This window comes from Acinetobacter sp. NBRC 110496, from assembly GCF_000876115.1.
Classification (GTDB): domain Bacteria; phylum Pseudomonadota; class Gammaproteobacteria; order Pseudomonadales; family Moraxellaceae; genus Acinetobacter.
The window spans coordinates 1-19,321 of record NZ_BBTF01000056.1 but is presented as its reverse complement, the minus strand read 5'-3'; the positions used below and the strand labels follow the sequence as shown (position 1 = coordinate 19,321).

General features: G+C 40.8%; 15 protein-coding genes. 8 read left to right on the top strand and 7 right to left on the bottom strand.

Annotation, left to right across the window (positions count from 1 at the left end):
* The first annotated feature begins 278 nt into the window (after nucleotides 1-278).
* Both Aba26S_RS17825 and Aba26S_RS17820 read left to right on the top strand, forming a co-directional pair.
* Nucleotides 279-1,643 (top strand): L-cystine transporter, encoded by a 1,365-nt coding sequence (locus Aba26S_RS17825; protein ID WP_005243250.1) that lies wholly within the window; start codon nucleotides 279-281, stop codon nucleotides 1,641-1,643.
* A 145-nt stretch (nucleotides 1,644-1,788) separates the two neighbouring features.
* Nucleotides 1,789-2,685, top strand: coding sequence for a phosphotransferase (locus Aba26S_RS17820; RefSeq protein ID WP_081408463.1), 897 nt, complete (start codon nucleotides 1,789-1,791; stop codon nucleotides 2,683-2,685).
* A gap of 73 nt (nucleotides 2,686-2,758) precedes the next feature.
* Here Aba26S_RS17820 and Aba26S_RS17815 read toward each other — a convergent pair whose 3' ends face one another.
* Both Aba26S_RS17815 and Aba26S_RS17810 read right to left on the bottom strand, forming a co-directional pair.
* On the bottom strand, nucleotides 2,759-5,530 hold the full coding sequence (locus Aba26S_RS17815) for a M1 family metallopeptidase (protein WP_151742854.1): 2,772 nt from the start codon (nucleotides 5,528-5,530) through the stop codon (nucleotides 2,759-2,761).
* 7 nt (nucleotides 5,531-5,537) lie between these two features.
* Entirely contained in the window at nucleotides 5,538-8,264 is a 2,727-nt protein-coding gene (locus Aba26S_RS17810; protein WP_043973902.1) for a TonB-dependent siderophore receptor, read from the bottom strand.
* Between the two features lie 355 nt (nucleotides 8,265-8,619).
* Here Aba26S_RS17810 and trpD point away from each other — a divergent pair, with 355 nt between their 5' ends.
* From trpD to Aba26S_RS17785, 5 genes are all read left to right on the top strand, one after another.
* A complete protein-coding gene (gene trpD / locus Aba26S_RS17805) occupies nucleotides 8,620-9,669 on the top strand; it encodes an anthranilate phosphoribosyltransferase (RefSeq protein WP_010590093.1) in 1,050 nt (349 codons plus the stop codon).
* A gap of 9 nt (nucleotides 9,670-9,678) precedes the next feature.
* Complete coding sequence (gene trpC / locus Aba26S_RS17800; RefSeq protein WP_043973899.1) at nucleotides 9,679-10,485, top strand: indole-3-glycerol phosphate synthase TrpC; 807 nt, start codon at nucleotides 9,679-9,681, stop codon at nucleotides 10,483-10,485.
* Nucleotides 10,486-11,142: 657 nt separating this feature from the next.
* Nucleotides 11,143-11,832, top strand: a complete 690-nt coding sequence (locus Aba26S_RS17795; RefSeq protein WP_043973897.1) for a Smr/MutS family protein — start codon at nucleotides 11,143-11,145, stop codon at nucleotides 11,830-11,832.
* Nucleotides 11,833-11,923: 91 nt separating this feature from the next.
* The gene (gene folE, locus Aba26S_RS17790) at nucleotides 11,924-12,472 is read left to right on the top strand and encodes a GTP cyclohydrolase I FolE (protein ID WP_171057872.1); all 549 of its coding nucleotides are present in this window, start codon (nucleotides 11,924-11,926) and stop codon (nucleotides 12,470-12,472) included.
* Between the two features lie 14 nt (nucleotides 12,473-12,486).
* A complete protein-coding gene (locus Aba26S_RS17785; RefSeq protein WP_043973895.1) occupies nucleotides 12,487-12,849 on the top strand; it encodes a cupin domain-containing protein in 363 nt (120 codons plus the stop codon).
* A 36-nt stretch (nucleotides 12,850-12,885) separates the two neighbouring features.
* Here the strand turns inward: Aba26S_RS17785 and Aba26S_RS17780 are convergent, their stop codons facing one another.
* From Aba26S_RS17780 to hemE, 4 genes are all read right to left on the bottom strand, one after another.
* On the bottom strand, nucleotides 12,886-14,766 hold the full coding sequence (locus Aba26S_RS17780; protein WP_043973892.1) for a DUF4105 domain-containing protein: 1,881 nt from the start codon (nucleotides 14,764-14,766) through the stop codon (nucleotides 12,886-12,888).
* Nucleotides 14,767-14,843: 77 nt separating this feature from the next.
* The gene (locus Aba26S_RS17775) at nucleotides 14,844-15,314 is read right to left on the bottom strand and encodes a DUF3015 family protein (RefSeq protein ID WP_005243262.1); all 471 of its coding nucleotides are present in this window, start codon (nucleotides 15,312-15,314) and stop codon (nucleotides 14,844-14,846) included.
* A gap of 181 nt (nucleotides 15,315-15,495) precedes the next feature.
* Nucleotides 15,496-16,290 carry a DUF817 domain-containing protein gene (locus tag Aba26S_RS17770; protein ID WP_005243263.1) on the bottom strand — a complete coding sequence of 265 codons (795 nt, stop codon included), beginning with the start codon at nucleotides 16,288-16,290 and terminating at the stop codon, nucleotides 15,496-15,498.
* Nucleotides 16,291-16,334: 44 nt separating this feature from the next.
* Nucleotides 16,335-17,408 (bottom strand): uroporphyrinogen decarboxylase, encoded by a 1,074-nt coding sequence (gene hemE, locus Aba26S_RS17765; protein WP_043973890.1) that lies wholly within the window; start codon nucleotides 17,406-17,408, stop codon nucleotides 16,335-16,337.
* 198 nt (nucleotides 17,409-17,606) lie between these two features.
* Between hemE and Aba26S_RS17760 the strand changes: the two genes are divergently transcribed.
* Complete coding sequence (locus tag Aba26S_RS17760) at nucleotides 17,607-18,803, top strand: L,D-transpeptidase (RefSeq protein ID WP_005243266.1); 1,197 nt, start codon at nucleotides 17,607-17,609, stop codon at nucleotides 18,801-18,803.
* Nucleotides 18,804-18,861: 58 nt separating this feature from the next.
* Here the strand turns inward: Aba26S_RS17760 and Aba26S_RS17755 are convergent.
* Nucleotides 18,862-19,321: GGDEF domain-containing protein (locus tag Aba26S_RS17755; protein WP_043973887.1), on the bottom strand; the 460-nt coding region annotated here is incomplete at its 5' end.

Sequence of the window (19,321 nt, the reverse complement as noted above, 5' to 3'; positions counted from 1 at the left end):
AAACAATATACAACTCATACATACGGGTTAAATTTCCAGCATTAAAATAAAGCAATAAGGTTTTATTTAAAAACAAATCATTCTTTTTCAATAATTAATCCACTTTTCACATGTTATAAAAAGTGAATTGAATTCCTCATTTCTTGATAAAAGGATTTCTTTTTAATTTTTTAGATTAACTATAGTCATAGGAATGATTAAGTTTCAGAGCTACTGAATGGTAGAATCCACCCCATTGTTTTAGCACCCCCCTGAAATATCGATCAGGATAACCTATTGTGAATACCTTGGTTTTATTAAATATTATAGTTTTTGTCCTGCTACTGGCAGGCTTGTTTTTCACCTATCGAAAAGATTGGAGTCTCTCTAAAAAAGTACTCATCGGTATGGTGGTGGGTATCTTCTTTGGTTTAGGATTGAAAACGATCTATGGTGATAGTCCTGTAATCGAACATTCAATCGCATGGATTAACCTTGTCGGTAATGGTTATGTTCAACTATTACAAATGGTGATCATGCCACTGATCTTCGTTTCGATCTTAAGTGCTGTCGTGAAACTACACCAAACCACCTCTCTCGGAAAAATCAGTGTATTAGTCATTGGTATTCTGTTAATCACGACGGCGATTGCCGCACTGGTCGGTGCAGCTGTGACCAATTTATTTGGTTTATCTGCCGAAGGACTGGTACAGGGCACAAAAGAAGCCGCACGTTTAGCGACTATTCAAAGCCAATACATTGGGCAAGTCACGGATTTAGATGTCCCGAAACTCCTACTCTCGCTATTTCCGCAGAACCCATTTGCTGATTTGACTGGCGTTCGTCCTACCGCGATTATCAGTGTTGTCATCTTCGCTGCGTTTTTGGGCGTTGCTGCGCTCAAACTCATGGATAAAGACACCGTCAACGGCGAAAGAATCCGACATGGTATTGAAGCATTACAAGCCTTAGTGATCAGTCTGGTTCGTTTAGTGATGCAATTTACCCCTTATGGTGTATTGGCACTGATGACTAAAATGGTCGCTACAGCAAATCTGGCTGACATTGTAAAATTAGGTGAGTTCCTGATTGCTTCTTACCTCGGACTTGCGATTATGTTCCTTGTCCATGCGTTGCTTTTGTTATTTGTACGTGTCAATCCAATCGACTTTTTCAAGAAAGTATTCCCTGTATTGACCTTTGCATTTACCAGTCGTTCAAGTGCTGCCAGTATTCCACTCAATATTGAAGCGCAAACCAAGCAACTCGGCGTACCAGAAGGAATTGCCAGCTTCTCTGCTTCCTTCGGTGCAACAATTGGTCAAAATGGATGTGCGGGCTTATACCCTGCCATGTTGGCGGTAATGGTTGCGCCTACTGTTGGCATCAATCCACTTGACCCCTTATGGATTGCTCAATTGGTTGTCGTCGTTACCCTCAGTTCAATCGGTGTAGCAGGTGTGGGGGGCGGTGCAACTTTTGCCGCTTTAATCGTCCTTCCTGCAATGGGCTTGCCGATTACCCTAGTAGCATTACTGATTTCAATCGAGCCTTTGATTGATATGGGACGTACTGCTTTGAACGTGAATGGTTCAATGGCCGCAGGTACAGCGACCAGTCAGTTACTGGGGGTCAGAAATCCTCAACCAGACAATGATGCTTAAACTGATACAAGCATAAAAAACACACGGTAAATTTAACATTAAAAAAGGTTTGCCGTGTGTGATATCCAAATACATACTGATAAAAAATTCCTGCCCACAAAATCAATAAACAACCTGTTCAAAACCTTCGAGGAATTCATTCAATATGATGCATAATGATCAAGTCAATATTGACACTGACATTGTCGCCAATATGATCCATGAACAATTTCCACAATACTGCAATCTCGAAATAAAAAAACTAGATACCCAAGGAACCATGAACGCAATTTACCGTATTGGAGATAAATTAGCTGCCAAATTTCCATTACGTTTAATTGATAACAAGCTGTGCAACGAACAGATTCTAGCTGAAGCGTCCGCAATGAAGGAAATTTCACAATGCACAACCGTACCATGTGCTCAAATGATCGGGATCGGACAGCCCAGTATAGATTTTCCAATGCATTGGATCATACAAGATTGGCTTGAAGGCGATATTGCCACACCGATTGATTTTTCATCGTCCACATCCTTGGCTCAAGATATCTCAGATCTCATCCTAAACCTGAGATCAGCACATACACATCAGCGCCGTTTTGATGGCAAAGGACGTGGTGGCAATCTGACAGACCATGATGACTGGATATCAACATGCTTAAAGAAAAGTAAAAATTTATTAGATGTTGATATGCTTCACGCTATATGGGTACGTTTGCGCCAGCTTCCTCATAGGCAACGAGATGTCATGAGTCATAAAGATTTAATTCCTGCAAATCTACTAGTTCAAAATCAGCGGCTCATTGGCCTGTTAGACTGTGGCAGTTTTGGGCCTGCGGACTCAGCTCTCGATCTGGTTGCTGCATGGCATCTATTTGACTCCCCACGACGAGAACTCATCAAAGAAAATCTTCAATCGGATGATATTGAATGGAAAAGAGGTGCTGCCTGGGCCTTCCAACAAGCACTGGGGCTGGTCTGGTACTATGAGAAAAGTAATCCAGCAATGAGTGCGTTAGGACGATCAACATTAATTCGAATTATAAATGACCCTGACATCTAAACCGCCCTTCGATATGACAGCTAAAATAAAAAAGCCAACAGATTAACGCTGGCTTGTTTAGTGACTGAATCAATTACAACTTTAACTGTTGTAGGAGTGAACCCTCTTGCTTTGCCACCAAAGATTCACACAACTGGATTCGTTCCTTGGTCTGGTTTAAACCTCGTTCAACGCCCACCAACTCTTTGGTACGCGGTGCAAAGAAAGTGTTTAACTGTGTCACTTCTTGTTGTGAACATGCTGCGCCACTAAACAATGCAGGGAAACGTCCCGCAGAAGACTTGCCTAAGCGATCAAACACAGCATCGTGATTGGCTTCGAACCATGTCCACAATCCACCTTGCTCGCCGCTATAATTATTAATTGAGTTGATCACGGTACGAACTTCGCCGACTTTAACGCGTGAATCCAAAACAAGCTGACGTGCCAATGGTCGTGTTTCAGTCTGGTTGGCTGCGCCTAAAGCCGTGAGAATTGCAAGGCGCTGTGTCGGTTGTGTAATATGCTTTAATTCAGCCAATAATCGATCAAATGCAGGCTTGCCTTTGTCTTGTACACGGACTGCCAGAACGGTTGGCAATAATTCCGGTGTGAGCTGTGCAAAATTCAATTGCTTCTGAGCAAACAGTGCATCGGACTGTTTTAGAAATTGCTCACGGACTTCAGGCACTTGAATTTCTAATGCAAGGAATTGAGCCAATTCACTTCGCCACAAGCTATCTTCAGCTGATTCACCTGCTTTACTGACATAACCCAATTGCTTTAGCTTTGGCAGATATAAATTTGCTAAGACTTTTCTAAAATGCTCGCGTTCAGCTGCTGTTTTTAAGATATGGCGCTGGATCGTACTCAACTGCTGGAATAATGCAGTACTAATTTGACGACTGTCAGAAGAAGCGAATTTTTTTGCCACATCAACAACAGCCAAAACGTTAATATCACCATGATTAAATGCTGCAGAAACTGCATAAGCATAGGCCAACTGTTCAGTATTGGACAGTTTCCCTGTTGCCGCCGTTAAACGTGCCAACTCTTTTTCTGGCAAACTAAACTGGTAATAGCCTGCGGCATCGGCATTTGGAATATACCAGCTGTCTGGAGTCGCCCCTTTTAATTCAATCTTGGCTTCCGCTTGGTCGATCAGTTCACACTGAACTTTACTTGGCGCATTTGGTACTTCATAGCGTACACATAATGGGACGCCCCAGAGACTGTTGGGATCTCCTTTAGAGCCTACAGGTAGATAGCGCTTTTGCTTTACATTTAAGAAAACTTTGTTGCCCTGCTGCTCTAATGAAGTACTCACTAAAGGCACACCAGGTTGGTCAATAAAGCTTTTTACTGCTTTAGCGAACCGCTCGCCCTGACCGGACTGTTCGGCCAATGCGCTAATTAAATCATTGGCAGTCGCACTGCCATATTGATGCTTTTTAATATAGTTACGTACCCCTTGCTTAAACTTTTCCTCGCCCAAATAGCTTTCAAACATATTTAAAACAGCTGCCCCTTTTTGATAGGTAATCCCATCAAAAGCAGTTTGAATATCAGCATTGCTTAAAATCGGCTGGCGGATACGACGTACACTAACCAGACTATCACTTTTCATCGCACCTGCCGTATCGGCGACACGTTCCAGATCGGCATTAAATTCAGGGTGGAGTTGTTGGGTGATTTTGCTTTGCATCCACGTTGCAAAAGATTCATTCAGCCACAAATCATCCCACCACGGCATGGTCACCACATCTCCAAACCACTGGTGTGCTAATTCATGCGCATTGACATTAAATGAACTCTGCACAAAAGACACAGGAGAGTCTTTATCCAGCAGCATCAAATAATCTCTAAATGTGATCAGTCCAGGATTTTCCATTGCACCAGCAGCAAAGTCAGGCGCCGCAAGCAAATCTAGCTTGTCAAATGGATAACCAAAAGCAAAATAATCTTCTAAGGTTTTTAAAATAGCAGGCGTTTCAGATAAGGCATGCTGCATTTTTTCAGCCTTGCCATCGGGTGCAATTCCTCGCAGTTTGATTGTCTCTTTACGCCACTCAGTCGCAGCAATATCTGGGCCCGTCTGTACTTGCCAAGGGCCAACTGCCAGTGCCAACAGATAAGTCGGTAATGGCTTGGTCGGTGCAAAACTTAAAGTTTTCCAACCTGATTTTTCAGCCTGTTCAGAGACTGGATGGGTATTGGCAAAACCTGAATATTTGCTTGGTATAGTTAAGCGAATATTAAATGGCGTTTTAAACCGTGGTTCATCGAAAGATGGGAATGACTGACGTGCACTAATCGCCTCCATCTGGGTCATGACATAAGGTTTACCTTCAAATTCGATCTTATAAATACCATCCAGCTGCTGATCATAAGCGGCATTAAAATCAAGTACTAAACGATATTGCCCAACAGGTAAGGTCTTGGCAAACTTAATTACACTCACGCCATCGACTTCCGAAGCCTGCTCATATTTCGCTTTGGTTTTCTGTCCAGCTGCAGAGATAATACTAGCCTCTTTTACCGACAAAGATTTACCGTGAATCCACAGATGGTCGGTCGCTTGAGTAAGTTTTAAATGAATCGTGGTTTTGCCTGTATAACCTTTTTGAGCAGGATCAATTTTAAAGTCTAAATCATAAGATTCAGGCACAACCCATTCAGGTAATTTTCCAATCGGAATCTGTTCCTTGATATTGGATGCAAAAATTTGCGTTGCTGATAAAGAAAGTAAAGTTGTAAGTAATAATGTTTTTTTTAATGAAGGTTTGACCAACATAGGAGATCTATCCTCTGTAGTTTTTAAAATAAAAGACGCAGCAAATGGTGTGCCATTCCACTGCATCCACACATCATTTTTAGAATTTATAGTTAAACTCTAACCAAGCTTGACGGCCATAGAGAGGATAACCTGTTGCATAATAGGCCCATCCACCTGTGTAATCCAACTTATCCTTATCAAATAAATTATTTACAATAATCGAAGCCGATGCCTGAGATGAAATTTGATAAGTTCCACTCCAATTGACAACATACATCGGGTTCAACCAACCAGACTCATCGGCTTTCGGTAATTTTCCATAACGACTCAATAATACGGTCGACTCAAATGGACCGCGCTTCCAGCTCAGGCTGCTATTAAAGCGATCACGCCAATCAAGATTACTTTTATCCCAAAGTAAATCATCAGCAGGATCTTCTTTGGATTGCTGATATTTATTCTTCAGTGTACGACTAAAATTGACGCTCCACAGGAAATTACCCCAATGATCAGTTTTCCAGCGCAATTTACTGGTCAAATCGATACCACTAGAACTGACGGAAGCGGCATTGATTGGAACAATATTAATATTGCGAATCACATTCGGGTTAACCACAGCATCTGTAGGATTACGTTCAATCCGTGCAAGTGCATCTACACATTGCGTATCATTAATATTTCTACGTCCAGCACGACAATCAGCCTCAGTTTTAAGCAACTTGTCTGCACTGATGTTCGTCACTTGATCATCAATCTGGATATTCCAGTAATCAACCGATAAATCAAAAGTTTTAACAGGTGACCAGACAAAACCAAAACCATAAGATTTGCCGTTTTCAGGTTTTAAATCTTTGTTTCCGACTTTAATATAATCTGCGCCAGGGGAATACAATCTAAATTCACAATTACTTAATGGCTGTCCTGTTTGCTCACAGCGTAAATAATCCGTCGTACTCGAGTAATATCCTTTTTGTTTATTTAAGAATAAATAGTTCATGTCAGGGGCACGAAAGCTGGTTTGGTAATTACTGCGAAGTAATAAGGTTGGGTCTGGACGAAACTCCAGCCCTGACCCAAAAGTAAATTTATCAATACTATTATCCGAAAGCGCATAGCGATCATAACGTCCAGATAAAGTTAAATTTAATGGTTTTGCTAAAGGAAGGAACAACTCGGTTCCCAGGGCTTGACGCGAACGCGTCCCACCATATTCACCATAACTGGTTGTATTAAATTTACCCTGCTCAAAAGCTTTATCTGGTCTATTTTTAAAACCTTGCCGCCCAACTTCAGCAATTGCTGCCAATTTCGCCGTTCCCGCAGGTAACTCAAATACATCACCATTGGCAGCCAAACTCACACTTTGCACCCAAGAGCGATCTTTCTGCTCACTGCTCCCCCAAACTCTTCCGATCTCGTCTGGATTGAGAGGCTGGTTTAAACGTTTTAAATCTGGTGCGTAAATTGGAACACCATCTTTGTCTACCCCTAAACGTGAACCTAAGAAATATTCATCTATACCAGCAAGCTGATTGATCGGATTGCGTAAATTACTGGTATAAATCGAACCGTTGTATGCCGCTTCATAATTCCAGCTACTGTCAGCAATATCCCCTCGAATACCAAAATTTAAATTTGATGAAAACTCCTGCCATTTCTTATTAACTTTATTCAGGCCACCAAACTCCTCTGGTGCAAAAGCACGATTCCAGATTTCATAATTGCCTGAGTTTTGATTGAAAAAGTAGCCATTAGTTCCCAGCGAAGTCCATGTCGGTGAACGAGTATTATTCTGGATCTGATTTGCGCCAATGAGGATATCTGCAAATAATTGAGTTTTATCATTCAAGCTATAATCCAACCCCAAGTAACCATTTTGGCTACGATTTTGGGTTTGTACAGACCAATAAGTTGAACGTACACGATCACTGGTACAACGATCACCATTTTTAGCAAAGTTATGTACGGAACTCTTGAAAAGCTGCTCATATGCTTGGCAGCCATCCCCGCCAATGGGCAAATATTGTCCTGTCTCCGCATTCCGGCGTCCAACAATTGTTGTCGGTGCTTCACCTTTCTTTGTACTGGTAGACATGAAATGACGATCTGTTGCGAAAATCGGCTCACGCGCACTTAGTTCTAAGCCATAAACAAGGCTCAGTTTATCTAGATTATTACTGCCACTCAGTTGTAAGCGTAGATTTTCTCCGCCTTCTTTGGTAATACCAGCTTTGAGATTGATCTGTGTGCCATCCGTTTTCTTTTTCAGAATGATATTCACCACACCTGCAATTGCATCTGAACCATAAATTGCAGAAGCACCTCCATTTAAAATCTCAATCCGGTCAATAATTGCAGTAGGAATATTGGCCAGATTGACAAAATTAACATTGCCCTCATACGCTACAGGATAGTCCGCGACGCGATGACCATTGATTAAGGTCAAGGTATAGTTCGGTCCTAATCCACGTAGACTGATGGCATTTGCCGCAGGCGTTCGGATATTGCCAAAATCGGCGCCTTGTACAAACCCCGTGTTTTGGGCCAGATTATTTAAGGCATCAAAAGCATTGGTATAGCCTTGTTTTTCAATATCGGCAGCGGTAATCACGGTTACACTGGTTGGACCATCTTTTTGTGCTTTTGAGATACGTGAACCTGTGACCGCTACACGCACCACTTTATCCGATGTTGCCTTGCTTTGTGGCTGTTCTACATTGCTCTCAGCATAACTTTCTAATGGATGAAGGCATGCAATAAAGACAACAACAAAACAACCTTTGTTTTTAGCAGCCCCAAGATATTTCAAGTAATTTAGGTACATATTTATGAATGAATAAAATTAAGACCGACCTAATATATCCACTTTTATTTAGTTGATTTATACTCATTTTTTCTAGAGATATGTATGATTAAGATATACCAAAAGGTTAAGTCCTTATCATAAAAAATCAGAATAAATTAAAACCTTTTTCCAGAAATAAATTGAACTATTCAAAAATACCACATCAATGAACAAGCAAAATTTTTAAAACTATGACCGAACGACAAAAAACTTTGTTTATTTTCTGATAACATAGCTCGCAGCTAGTGAATCATGGATCACAAAAAGCCAAACCATCTACTCAGACAACTGACTTCACTCAAAATTTTAATCATTGATGCTGTAACTCATGACTATGAATATCCAACAGGCCCTTAATCACATTACCAAAAACATTCATCTTACCCAGCCTCAAATGGAAGATGTAATGCGCAGTATCATGCAAGGTGAAGCAACGGAAGCGCAAATTGGTGCACTGATGATGGGCTTACGCATGAAAGGTGAAAGTATTGATGAGATCACCGCTGCGGCACGTATCATGCGTGAGTTTGCCATCAAGATTGATGTCAGTGATATTCCGCATCTCGTCGACATCGTCGGTACAGGCGGTGATGGTCAAAACTTATTTAATGTTTCAACCGCTTCTAGCTTTGTGATTGCCGCTGCAGGTGCAACCATTGCCAAACACGGTAACCGCGGTGTATCCAGTAAATCAGGATCTTCTGATCTACTTGAGCAAATCGGCATTCAGCTTGACCTAGATATGCAACAAACTGAACGCTGCATCCGTGAAATGGGTGTAGGTTTCCTGTTTGCGCCCAATCATCATAAAGCCATGAAATACGCTGTTGGCCCTCGTCGTGAACTAGGAATCCGCAGCATCTTCAACTTACTGGGACCATTGACCAACCCTGCTGGTGTGAATCGTTTTGTGATTGGTGTATTTTCAGATGAACTTTGCCGCCCCATTGCTGAAGTATTAAAACAGCTCGGTGCCGAGCATGTATTGGTTGTGCATTCTAAAGATGGTCTGGATGAAATCAGCCTAGCTGCACCAACCGCGGTAGCGGAACTTAAAGAAGGTGAAATTACCGAATGGACGTTGAACCCAGAAGATGTCGGTATTGCCTCTCAAACCCTCACAGGCTTAGTGGTCAATAGTTCAGAAGACAGTTTAAAGCTGATCAAAGATGCTTTGAGTCGAGATAAATCAGAGGTTGGTGAGAAAGCCGCGAATATGATTGCACTAAATGCAGGTGCAGGCATTTACGTCGCAGGCATTACCAAAACCTATAAACAAGCTGTTGAGCTGGCTCAAGATATTCTATATGGCGGACAGGCCTTAGAAAAAATGAGTATCTTGGCTGAATTTACCAAGACATTGAAACAATATCAGGCAGACTAAGGACTTCTCATGATCGATATTCAAAATACCATTTTAGGTAAAATTGTTGACCGCAAACATGAGGAGCTTGCAGCACGTTTAAAACAACGTAGCTTGCATGATGTTGAACAGTGGGCTAAACAGGCCACCCCTGTTCGTGGTTTTGCCAATGCCTTACAACACAAACGTCCAGCCGTAATTGCTGAAATTAAAAAGGCTTCCCCATCTAAAGGCATCATTCGTGCAGATTTCAATCCTGCTGAAATTGCCCAACAATATGAACAAGCAGGTGCAGCTTGCTTATCGGTATTAACCGATGTGGATTTCTTCCAAGGTGCTGATGAAAATATTGCGATCGCACGTCAGCATTGTGCTCTCCCTGCTTTGCGTAAGGATTTCTTAATTGATCCTTATAATGTAGTTGAAGCACGTGCGCTGCAAGCAGACTGTATTTTATTGATCGTGGCATGTTTATCTGATCAACAACTGGAAGAAATGTCGAAGACTGCATTTGAACAGCAGCTTGATGTGTTGGTTGAAGTGCACGATGAATCTGAATTGGAACGTGCTTTAAAGCTGTCAGAACAATGCATTTTGGGTGTCAACAACCGTAATCTTAAAACCTTTGAGGTCGATTTAAATACCTCATTGCGTTTAAAGAAATTATTGCCTGCTTCTCGTATCTTGGTGACTGAAAGTGGTATTGCCACCCCTGCTGATGTAGACATGATGCAAGCCAACGATATTCATACGTTCTTGGTCGGCGAAAGTTTTATGAAGCAGCCTCGTCCTGATCAGGCATTTAATGAATTGTTTGGGCAACCTGAACAGATTTAAATTTAAAACTAGATATAAAACCCAATTGTTTATGATTGGGTTTTCTCTTTAAGACATATAAAGTTTAATAAGCCTTTCAAATTTAAAGCTCAGGAGTTCATTTGATTCACATCAGTAAGGAAGATTTAGTCTTCATCTTACCGTCAACATCAATGGCGTTTGCTTCGGAATACTAGACTCTCCTACATAAATGCCTAGCTTCATTGGAGCGTTCAAATATCTACTAACAAGCCCTTTATATTTTAATAATAATTTAACAATCGAAAACTTTCGTGAAAACTTGTACCCCAATAATCAATTTATAAATTATTATCATTTAACCTTAGAGGAAAAATTTGATGATTTTACAAACCATGCGGTAAGAAACAAGACATCTATTTTTTTCATATTTATTTTAAATATAAATTCCTTTTTTACTTATGAAAATCTTACAGAAAATACTGTATATGCTGAATATGTACCAATTACTTCTGTGGAATTTGCCTTACAAGAATTACTAAAATATATAGATTCTCTTCCATAAGACTATCTCTTTTTTGAATTAGATAAGACTCTATTAAGTCCATCCCCCTCTATAAAGACATTACAGTTCAAATCATCACAAATTCAGACTATAATTTTAAACCTCTCTCGTATCTTACCTATTTTTCTAACATTATGAGTAAACATGATTCATCGCTTTCTAAAGATCAGTTTAACTTACTGAAAGCCTTTAAAAAGCAAATCTCTAACCCTCAATCCAGTGCGATTGCGAAACAGGCTGAGCTAGCGAAAACTCAAGCTGCCGCTGAAGAATTGGAAGATACAGAACTTTTTAAAAAAGCCCTGCTTGGGGTCAAACCGATCGACAATCAGAACATTGCCGATACTAAAGTGACGCGTAGCAAAAAAGTCGATGCCCAGACCTTGGCAAAACGTGCAGCGGCAGAAGGTGGAGTTGAGCAAGAGCTTACAGAAATCTCGGATACTCAAGCAATCTTAAATCCTGTTGCCAGTCAGGCTGCCTTAAGCTATCGAATTGCAACTTTACAGCACAAAGTCTTTGAAGACCTAAAAGCAGGTAAAATTCGCTGGTTTGAAGCGGTGGATTTACATGGTTGTACGGTTGAGCAAGCCCGAGCAGCAGTTCTGCAAATCATTCAAATAGCAAAAGATGAAAACCAGAACGTCATTAAAATTGTACATGGCAAAGGTCCAGAAGCCATTTTAAAAACCTATGTCAACGGTTGGCTCAGACAGCACCGTGATGTACTGGCTTTCGTCAGTGCACCTGAAAATCAAGGCGGTACAGGTGCTGTTTTAGTGCTCCTGAAACGTGCCGAAAAGAACCCGAAATACACGCAATAATCTGCATTTATATCAAAATTAAGATTTTTAATCGTTTTCTGATACAATTGCCGTTTTTGTTCAACCCACCTAAGTGAACATTGTTATGTCTATGCAGCAATCGTACGCAAATATCTTAACTGCCGTTGGTGAAGACCTCAATCGCCCAGGCTTACAAGATACACCGATGCGTGCGGCGAAAGCGTTTTCTTTTTTGACTTCAGGTTATAGTAAAACCCTTGAAGAAGTTACAAATAGCGCACTCTTCCCTTCCGATAACCATGAAATGGTATTGGTCAAAAATATCGAATTTTATTCACTCTGTGAACATCATTTACTGCCATTTTATGGTCGGGTACATATCGCCTATTTACCTGAAGGTCAGGTACTTGGTTTATCTAAATTTGCACGTATTACGGAAATGTTCGCACGACGTCTGCAAGTTCAAGAAAATTTAACCCAGCAAATTGCTGAAGCAGTAGCAAAAGTCACGCAAGCACGTGGTGTTGCTGTTGTAATTGACTCAGCGCATATGTGTATGATGATGCGTGGTGTTGGCAAGCAAGAATCAACCACACGTACCGTTTCTTTTGTTGGTGACTTTAAAACTGACAAAGATGTACGTCGTGAGTTCTTAAGCGCTGTACCTGAAAACTATTAAGTTGAGCATCAGAGATGTCAACCATTCAGTTAGCAGGTTTTGGCGATTTAATCGCAAATGACGCAAGTATTGATTACCCTCGTCCCGATCGTCTGGTTCGAGGTAATCCTGAACGTTTAACCTATAGTTTATATGAACATCCACATATGGACTGCGGCATCTGGCAATGTGAAATTGGCGCTTGGAATATTCAATTTGCAGACAATAAACAAGAGTTTTTTCAAGTCATTGAAGGCACTGTCCGTATCCATGATGCGAAAAGCAATTCATTTATTGAAGTGAGTGCTGGCAATGCCGGAATTATTCCACTGGCATTTGTGGGTACATTTGAAGTTATTGAAAAAGTTAAAAAATACTATGTGATTGTTGAGGTTTGATCCTTATAAATTCTAGTGATCAAGCCTCGTTTAGACTTAAAAAAAACGGACATAGCCCAATCCCACCTTATTCCAGTCTTTATGATCTTGCTGTTCAAAATCCCAATTTAAGCGCAAGGCATGATTGCTATTTAAGCTATATTGAAGCTGTGTCCCCACTCTTAGATTCCATTGACTCAGGTCTTGCCAATACGGCAGTTCAACTTGTACCACGCTATTGATATTGTCTGACCACTGATTCATACATCCTAAAGTTGGTCCTGCCCCAACACGCCAGCCCTTATCCAAAGCCTTTCCGCCTTGAATATGGCTTTGTAGCTGCGCATAACACAAATGTCGACGATCATAATCGGCCGTGCTATAGCCCACTTGCATGTTCAGATTCATCACCCCATGTTGGGCATCTTCACTAAACTGCCCATTTTCAATGGCTTCCTGCTTCCAGCCCAAATTAAAACCCCACGTTAATGGTGATTTAAACGGTTGAATGGGGTTATAGGAGTTGACCGATAAAAGATCTAAATGTTCGAGCTTGAGTTTGTCATCACGGTATTGCAGATTGCCGTCTAAAAATAATAATTGTGCACCTGTACGATAGCCACCTTGCGGATCAATCAAGTCGTGATAGGCTTGACGATGCCCAAGTTCAATAAACTTTTGTCCTTGTAACTCACCCACATTCACCGAAACATTGCGTGCATGATGACCTTCCACAGGTTGTTTTTTCGGACGTATCGGTTCTTGGCGCTGCTTATCAATATCAATTTGACTACGCTGTGCAAGTAACTGCCGTAATTGCGGCTGGGCAAAATCAGCATCAATCTGTTGACTGATATATTGCAGATATAAATCATCGTAGGCCATTTCTAAAATCTTGGCCTGATCTTGTGGCTGATAGGTGTTTAAAATGGGTTGAATTTGATCAATCTTGGTAAACGCAACTTGATGAGCAACCTTGGCCAAAGGCGTACCATGTTGTTTGGCTTGTGCAAGCAATTGTGTTTCGAGTGCAGGGCGATAAACCACTTCCTTGACCAAATTCTGTTGATCAACTACTTTCAGGGTTTCAATTGGAATGGCGGCATAATTGAACTGCTGTTTTAGGTTTAAATTAGGGCGAACCAAGTCAATCAAACCCAATAAACGATAAGCACAGTTATCGCTGACAAAATAATAAGGGAAACTCACATGCTGCATTTCCCAAATATGTTCAACCAAAAAGCGGGTTTCTTCTGGTGTTAAATTGAGTTCATATTCCCATAAATCACGGCTTTCAAAATCACCATATTCTTTTACTTTGCGATAGTACGGCATCAGGGAGTATTCACCAGGATACTGCCCTGTCAAACCTTTCCACGCATAAGACCAGTTATCCTCGCCTCTGACTGTGGCCGCATAATTTACCGCATAGGACACCAAGTTTAATTGCTTCTGATCTTTAGGGTCTAAACGCAATAAAGTATGCCCAAACATCGAACTTGGATTACCCATAAAATCTGTGGCATAGATCAAAGTGGCTTTATGTGGCTTGATTTGATTGATCCAGTCCTCAAATTCATTGCAGTTGGCTGGAGGAAGTTGTTGAGCCTCGATATTCAGCTGTTGCATCAGCCAACGGCTACGGGCTGGAAATTTACAACGAATGGATTGGTTATCTACCGTCTCAAGAAATAAGGCGTGAATATCAGCGTGTAATTCGTGCTTTAAATTGGTTCTACCATCTTTTGCATAAAAATAGCCGCTGTAAGCAACTTCACTGTTTTGCTTATTGTCGGCATACATCAAGCGTAGCCAAGTGGTCTGCTGATCTAATTGTTTTTGATTGGCCAGATTCAAATAAGTCTGAACATCAGATTCACCCGCTGCATGGACAAAGTGAGACAACAACGATGCAAACGCAAAAGTAGCTAATTTCATTCAATCGTAATTTTTAAAATAATCAGAATCAGTATAAGAAAACCCTGCCATCAAGACAGGGTTTTATCGTGCCGCAATTAAACGTATGCTTTGAGCACAGCGTCTTTTGCCATCACACTTTGTAAAGCATCTAAAACTTGTAGTGAGTTGGTATTTTTACTTGAATAAATTTCAGCAAAGTTTGCTTTAGACACAGCAAAGAAACGTGCTTTGTCATTGGCTTTAATTTGCATTAATTCAGCAAGAACATTTAAGCTTTCACCTTGACCCACCGCCATATCACGCGCTAAAGACTCAGCATTTTCATTGGTGAAGGTCACGACTTGAGCGGTAACAGTACCACCTTGACGGCATCCTAAAGTACCAAATGTAATACCTAGTAATTGGTTAGTAAAGATACCATTGGTTGTTGCAGCAAGAATTTTAGGACCAACGCCTTTTTTACCCGCCCAAACTTGTGTACCCACACCACAACCGACATCATTGTCAGCCATTGCAACAGTTGAACCAGCAGCTAACAAAGCAGCTAATGCAATTTTTTTTAACATAGGAACGATCTCCAGCAAGAATTATATTTCGCTATTCTTATCACTATTGTATTGTGTAATCCTTTTTACACATGAATTAAAATAGCGAGCTTAACTTGTTTTAGCAAACAAATTTTGAAATATATCTGAAATATTCATAACAAAAAATTAGACAACGTCTCTTAAAAGAACCTCAACCGACTTAATTTAACTTCCAAGACCCATTTTTATCTCTCGTACCCAAGATTTTTAATACCAAAACCAGACTGAGTAATAATAATAGATACCATGACCCCAACTTGCCCCAGCCGACTATATGCCATGCGTCCACTTGGCTTGGATACAGCCAAATTTTATAAAAGGTACTAATATTTTCAGCAATCCAGATCAGGAAAGCGAGCACAAGTAAAACGGGTAACATCGGGATTTTAAAATGACGTTGCTCAAGTTGAAAAGACAGCTTGGTTTTCCAGAAAATCAACACGCTCCAAATAAATAATCCAACACGAATATCTGGAATAAAGAATTTGGTCATAAAGTTAAGATACGACAATACAGCCAAGCCTAGCATATTACCGAAACTGGGAAGCTTTTCGAAAGAGACATGATAAAGTCGTAAAGAACGGGCAAAAAAACTACCAACCGCTGAATACATAAAACCAGCAAACAAAGGCACAGTGAGTATCTTGAAAACAGCTGGCTGAGGATATTGCCACGATGCGATAGCGGGATGTGTCAAAAAGATTTCCATGCCCATTGCCATGATATGGAATAATGCAATCACCTTCGCTTCTGCCCATGACTCCAGTTTTAAGTAAATCAAACAGGCCTGAATGATTAGCGCGTAAAAAAGTAAATAGTCATAACGAAAAAAACCATAATATTCATGGCTTCCCATCGGTGCACTAATTGCAAATGCAATTAAAAGCAACAATCCAAATAAGGCAGCCGAAGCTGCCTTAGTGATAAAATTAAGGGGTAAAACAATCAACTGCACGAAACTGATCCTAACGTGTTAGACCTTGAAGTATGGTTTAAATATCAGCCTAAATATTTGGCACTGTATTCATGTACAGTATCAACAAAAATCTTTGGCTGCGCAGGATCAACCCATTGGGTAATACCGTGACCTAAATTTGCGATATAACCCGTTTTTTCACCGTTGGCATAGGCATCATCCAGCATTGCTTTGACTGATTTTTCAATTGAAGCAGCTGAGCCATAAAGCACGGCAGGGTCTAAATTACCTTGTAAGGCCGCGCGACCAGCAATCACATCACGTGCAGTATAAAGTGGTGTGGTCCAATCCAAACCAAATGCATCTGCCCCCGTCTTCAGCATCGTCTCTAACCATTGCCCACCGCCTTTGGTGAAAACAATAATTGGAATACGACGGCCATCTTTCTCGCGTTGCAGACCTGCAATAATCTTGGTCATATAGTTCAATGAGAATTCAACATACTCTCTATGCGCAAGCGCACCACCCCAGCTATCAAAAATCTGAATCGCTTGTGCACCTGCATCAATTTGCGCATTCAAATAATCAATCACTGAATCAGCCAAATGATCTAGCAAAGCATGCAATACTTCTGGCTGTGCATACATCATGTTTTTGGTAAAACGGAATTCTTTGCTTGAACCACCTTCAATCATATAGGTTGCTAAAGTCCACGGACTTCCCGAAAAACCAATTAATGGCACTTGTCCATTTAGCGCAGAACGAATGGTCGAAACTGCATTCATCACATAAGCTAAATCAGACTTAGCATTGAGCTTTGGTAAATTCGCCACATCCTGTTCAGTACGCACTGTTTTATGAAATTTTGGCCCTTCACCTGTTTCAAAATATAGGCCTAAACCCAATGCATCGGGTACAGTCAAAATATCTGAAAATAAAATCGCAGCATCCAGTTCATAACGGCGCAATGGTTGCAACGTCACTTCACACGCAAATTCGGTATTCTTACATAAAGATAGAAAGTCTCCTGCCTGCGCACGAGTTTCACGATATTCTGGTAAATAACGCCCTGCTTGACGCATCATCCATACAGGTGTGGTGTCTACAGGTTCACGTAATAAAGCTCGTAAAAAACGATCATTTTTCAACGGTGTCATTACCAATCTCTAAATTCTTTCATGTAGAGCGCATCATAACAAAGTTATTCAGGAATTTATAACCGCAATGCCTCACAAAAGCCCTCCCTTCAAATAAATTTCGCTTTTACACAAAACTGCTACTGCAAGCCGTATTATTTTCTGTAATACTTGCAATATCTTATATCTCAATATGAATAATTCTTAAGGTTGAATTACATGTTTGTTCGCTCATTACTCGCTATGAGTTTAAGTTGTATTCTTACTAATGTTGCTTTTGCTGCGCCAACAACTGAGCAACCATTGAATCCCAAAAAAGTCGCAGGTTCAGTACAAGATCCTATTGATCCTTTAGCTATTGACCGTTCCACTTCTGCTGTTGCTGCTGATCCAGCCTCTAGCGTTGCTGCGCCAGCAACATCTGATCCTCAAGTGAATACAGGTGCTGCATCCGTCGTCTCTCAAAAATTAGAAAATACACCAGATACAGCAGCGGCTGCGCCTGCCGCTAAAGTTTCATGGACATTGGACAGCATCAATAATGCTGAATGGCCTGAAACTTTACCCAAAGGACAGCTTCCAGCCTATGCACGCGCTCATGTGATGCTGAATAACGCGCATGCTTCACCAGGTGCAATTGATGGTTCAAATGGTAAAAATACTTTAAAAGCCATTGCATCATTCCAGCAAATGAATGGTTTAACGCCAACAGGTCAACTGACTAAAGAAACATGGGATGCCTTGGTTGCGAAGCAAACCAAACCGGCTTATGTTGAATACACCCTCACCGATGCTGACTTTAAAGGCCCGTATGCGGATTCAATCCCGTCAGACTACGCCTTACAAGCAAAAATGAAAGGTTTGTATTACACCCGCGTAACAGAAATGTTAGGTGAAAAATTCCATATGGATGAAAATTTCTTAAAGAAACTGAATCCAACGGCAACCTTTAAAAAACCTGGCGAGAAAATCATTGTTGCCAATGTCCGCAATGATTTACCAGAAGATATTCATTTGATCGTTGCGCACAAAGGTGCAAGACAGCTGTATTTATTCAACAGCCGTAACCAGATGATTGCTTCTTTTCCTGCAACAATTGGTAGTTCTGACACGCCTTCTCCAACGGGTACCTATAAAGTAGTCGGTGTTGCTCGCAACCCGTACTATAGCTACTCACCATCGAACTTTGTACAAGGTAAGAACCTTAAACCACTCACTTTACCACCTGGTCCTAACGCGCCAGTGGGGAATATCTGGATTGGTTTAAGCAAGAAATCATTTGGTATTCATGGTACACCAAACCCATCGTTGATCTCTAAAACTGCATCACATGGTTGTATCCGTTTAACCAACTGGGATGCGAATGATTTAGGTAATAAAGTACGCTCAGGCGTGACTGTAAAATTCTTGGAATAATGTAAAAATTATTTGATAAAGACCGAAGATCAACATCGATCTTCGGTTTTTTTATCGCTTAAATATTTTGCTCTATGTTGGGTAGAGGCTGATAATAAATCTGATTGCGGCCTAATTGCTTCGCACGATATAAGGCTTTATCTGCTGTATCAATCAAAAGCTCCTGACTAATTTTTGGATTGCCATTAAAAACAGTTATCCCCAAGCTAATGGTCACATGATTTGCGACTAAGGATTTTTCATGAGGAATCATTAAACGGTCAATTGCTCGATAAATATTGGTTGCTACAGCATAAGCTCCTTGAGCTGAAGTCTCTGGCAACAAGACCACAAACTCCTCTCCACCATATCGTGCAATAAAATCCATATGCCGAATTGAACTTTTGATGCTTTTCGCGATAGCCGAGATCACCTGGTCACCCATTTGATGCCCATAAAAATCATTGTAATTTTTGAAAAAATCAATATCGATAAAGAGTACCGATAATGATTTGCGCTCCCTACAAGATAAATCATAA

Bases quoted from the DNA above. Each gene is read 5' to 3' on its own strand.
- Aba26S_RS17785 (WP_043973895.1), top strand. From the start codon at position 12,487: ATGTCAACCATTCAGTTAGCAGGTTTTGGCGATTTAATCGCAAATGAC.
- Aba26S_RS17760 (WP_005243266.1), top strand. From the start codon at position 17,607: ATGTTTGTTCGCTCATTACTCGCTATGAGTTTAAGTTGTATTCTTACT.
- folE (WP_171057872.1), top strand. From the start codon at position 11,924: ATGCAGCAATCGTACGCAAATATCTTAACTGCCGTTGGTGAAGACCTC.
- Aba26S_RS17820 (WP_081408463.1), top strand. From the start codon at position 1,789: ATGATGCATAATGATCAAGTCAATATTGACACTGACATTGTCGCCAAT.
- Aba26S_RS17780 (WP_043973892.1), bottom strand. From the start codon at position 14,766: ATGAAATTAGCTACTTTTGCGTTTGCATCGTTGTTGTCTCACTTTGTC.
- hemE (WP_043973890.1), bottom strand. From the start codon at position 17,408: ATGACACCGTTGAAAAATGATCGTTTTTTACGAGCTTTATTACGTGAA.
- trpD (WP_010590093.1), top strand. From the start codon at position 8,620: ATGAATATCCAACAGGCCCTTAATCACATTACCAAAAACATTCATCTT.
- Aba26S_RS17795 (WP_043973897.1), top strand. From the start codon at position 11,143: ATGAGTAAACATGATTCATCGCTTTCTAAAGATCAGTTTAACTTACTG.
- Aba26S_RS17810 (WP_043973902.1), bottom strand. From the start codon at position 8,264: ATGTACCTAAATTACTTGAAATATCTTGGGGCTGCTAAAAACAAAGGT.
- trpC (WP_043973899.1), top strand. From the start codon at position 9,679: ATGATCGATATTCAAAATACCATTTTAGGTAAAATTGTTGACCGCAAA.
- Aba26S_RS17775 (WP_005243262.1), bottom strand. From the start codon at position 15,314: ATGTTAAAAAAAATTGCATTAGCTGCTTTGTTAGCTGCTGGTTCAACT.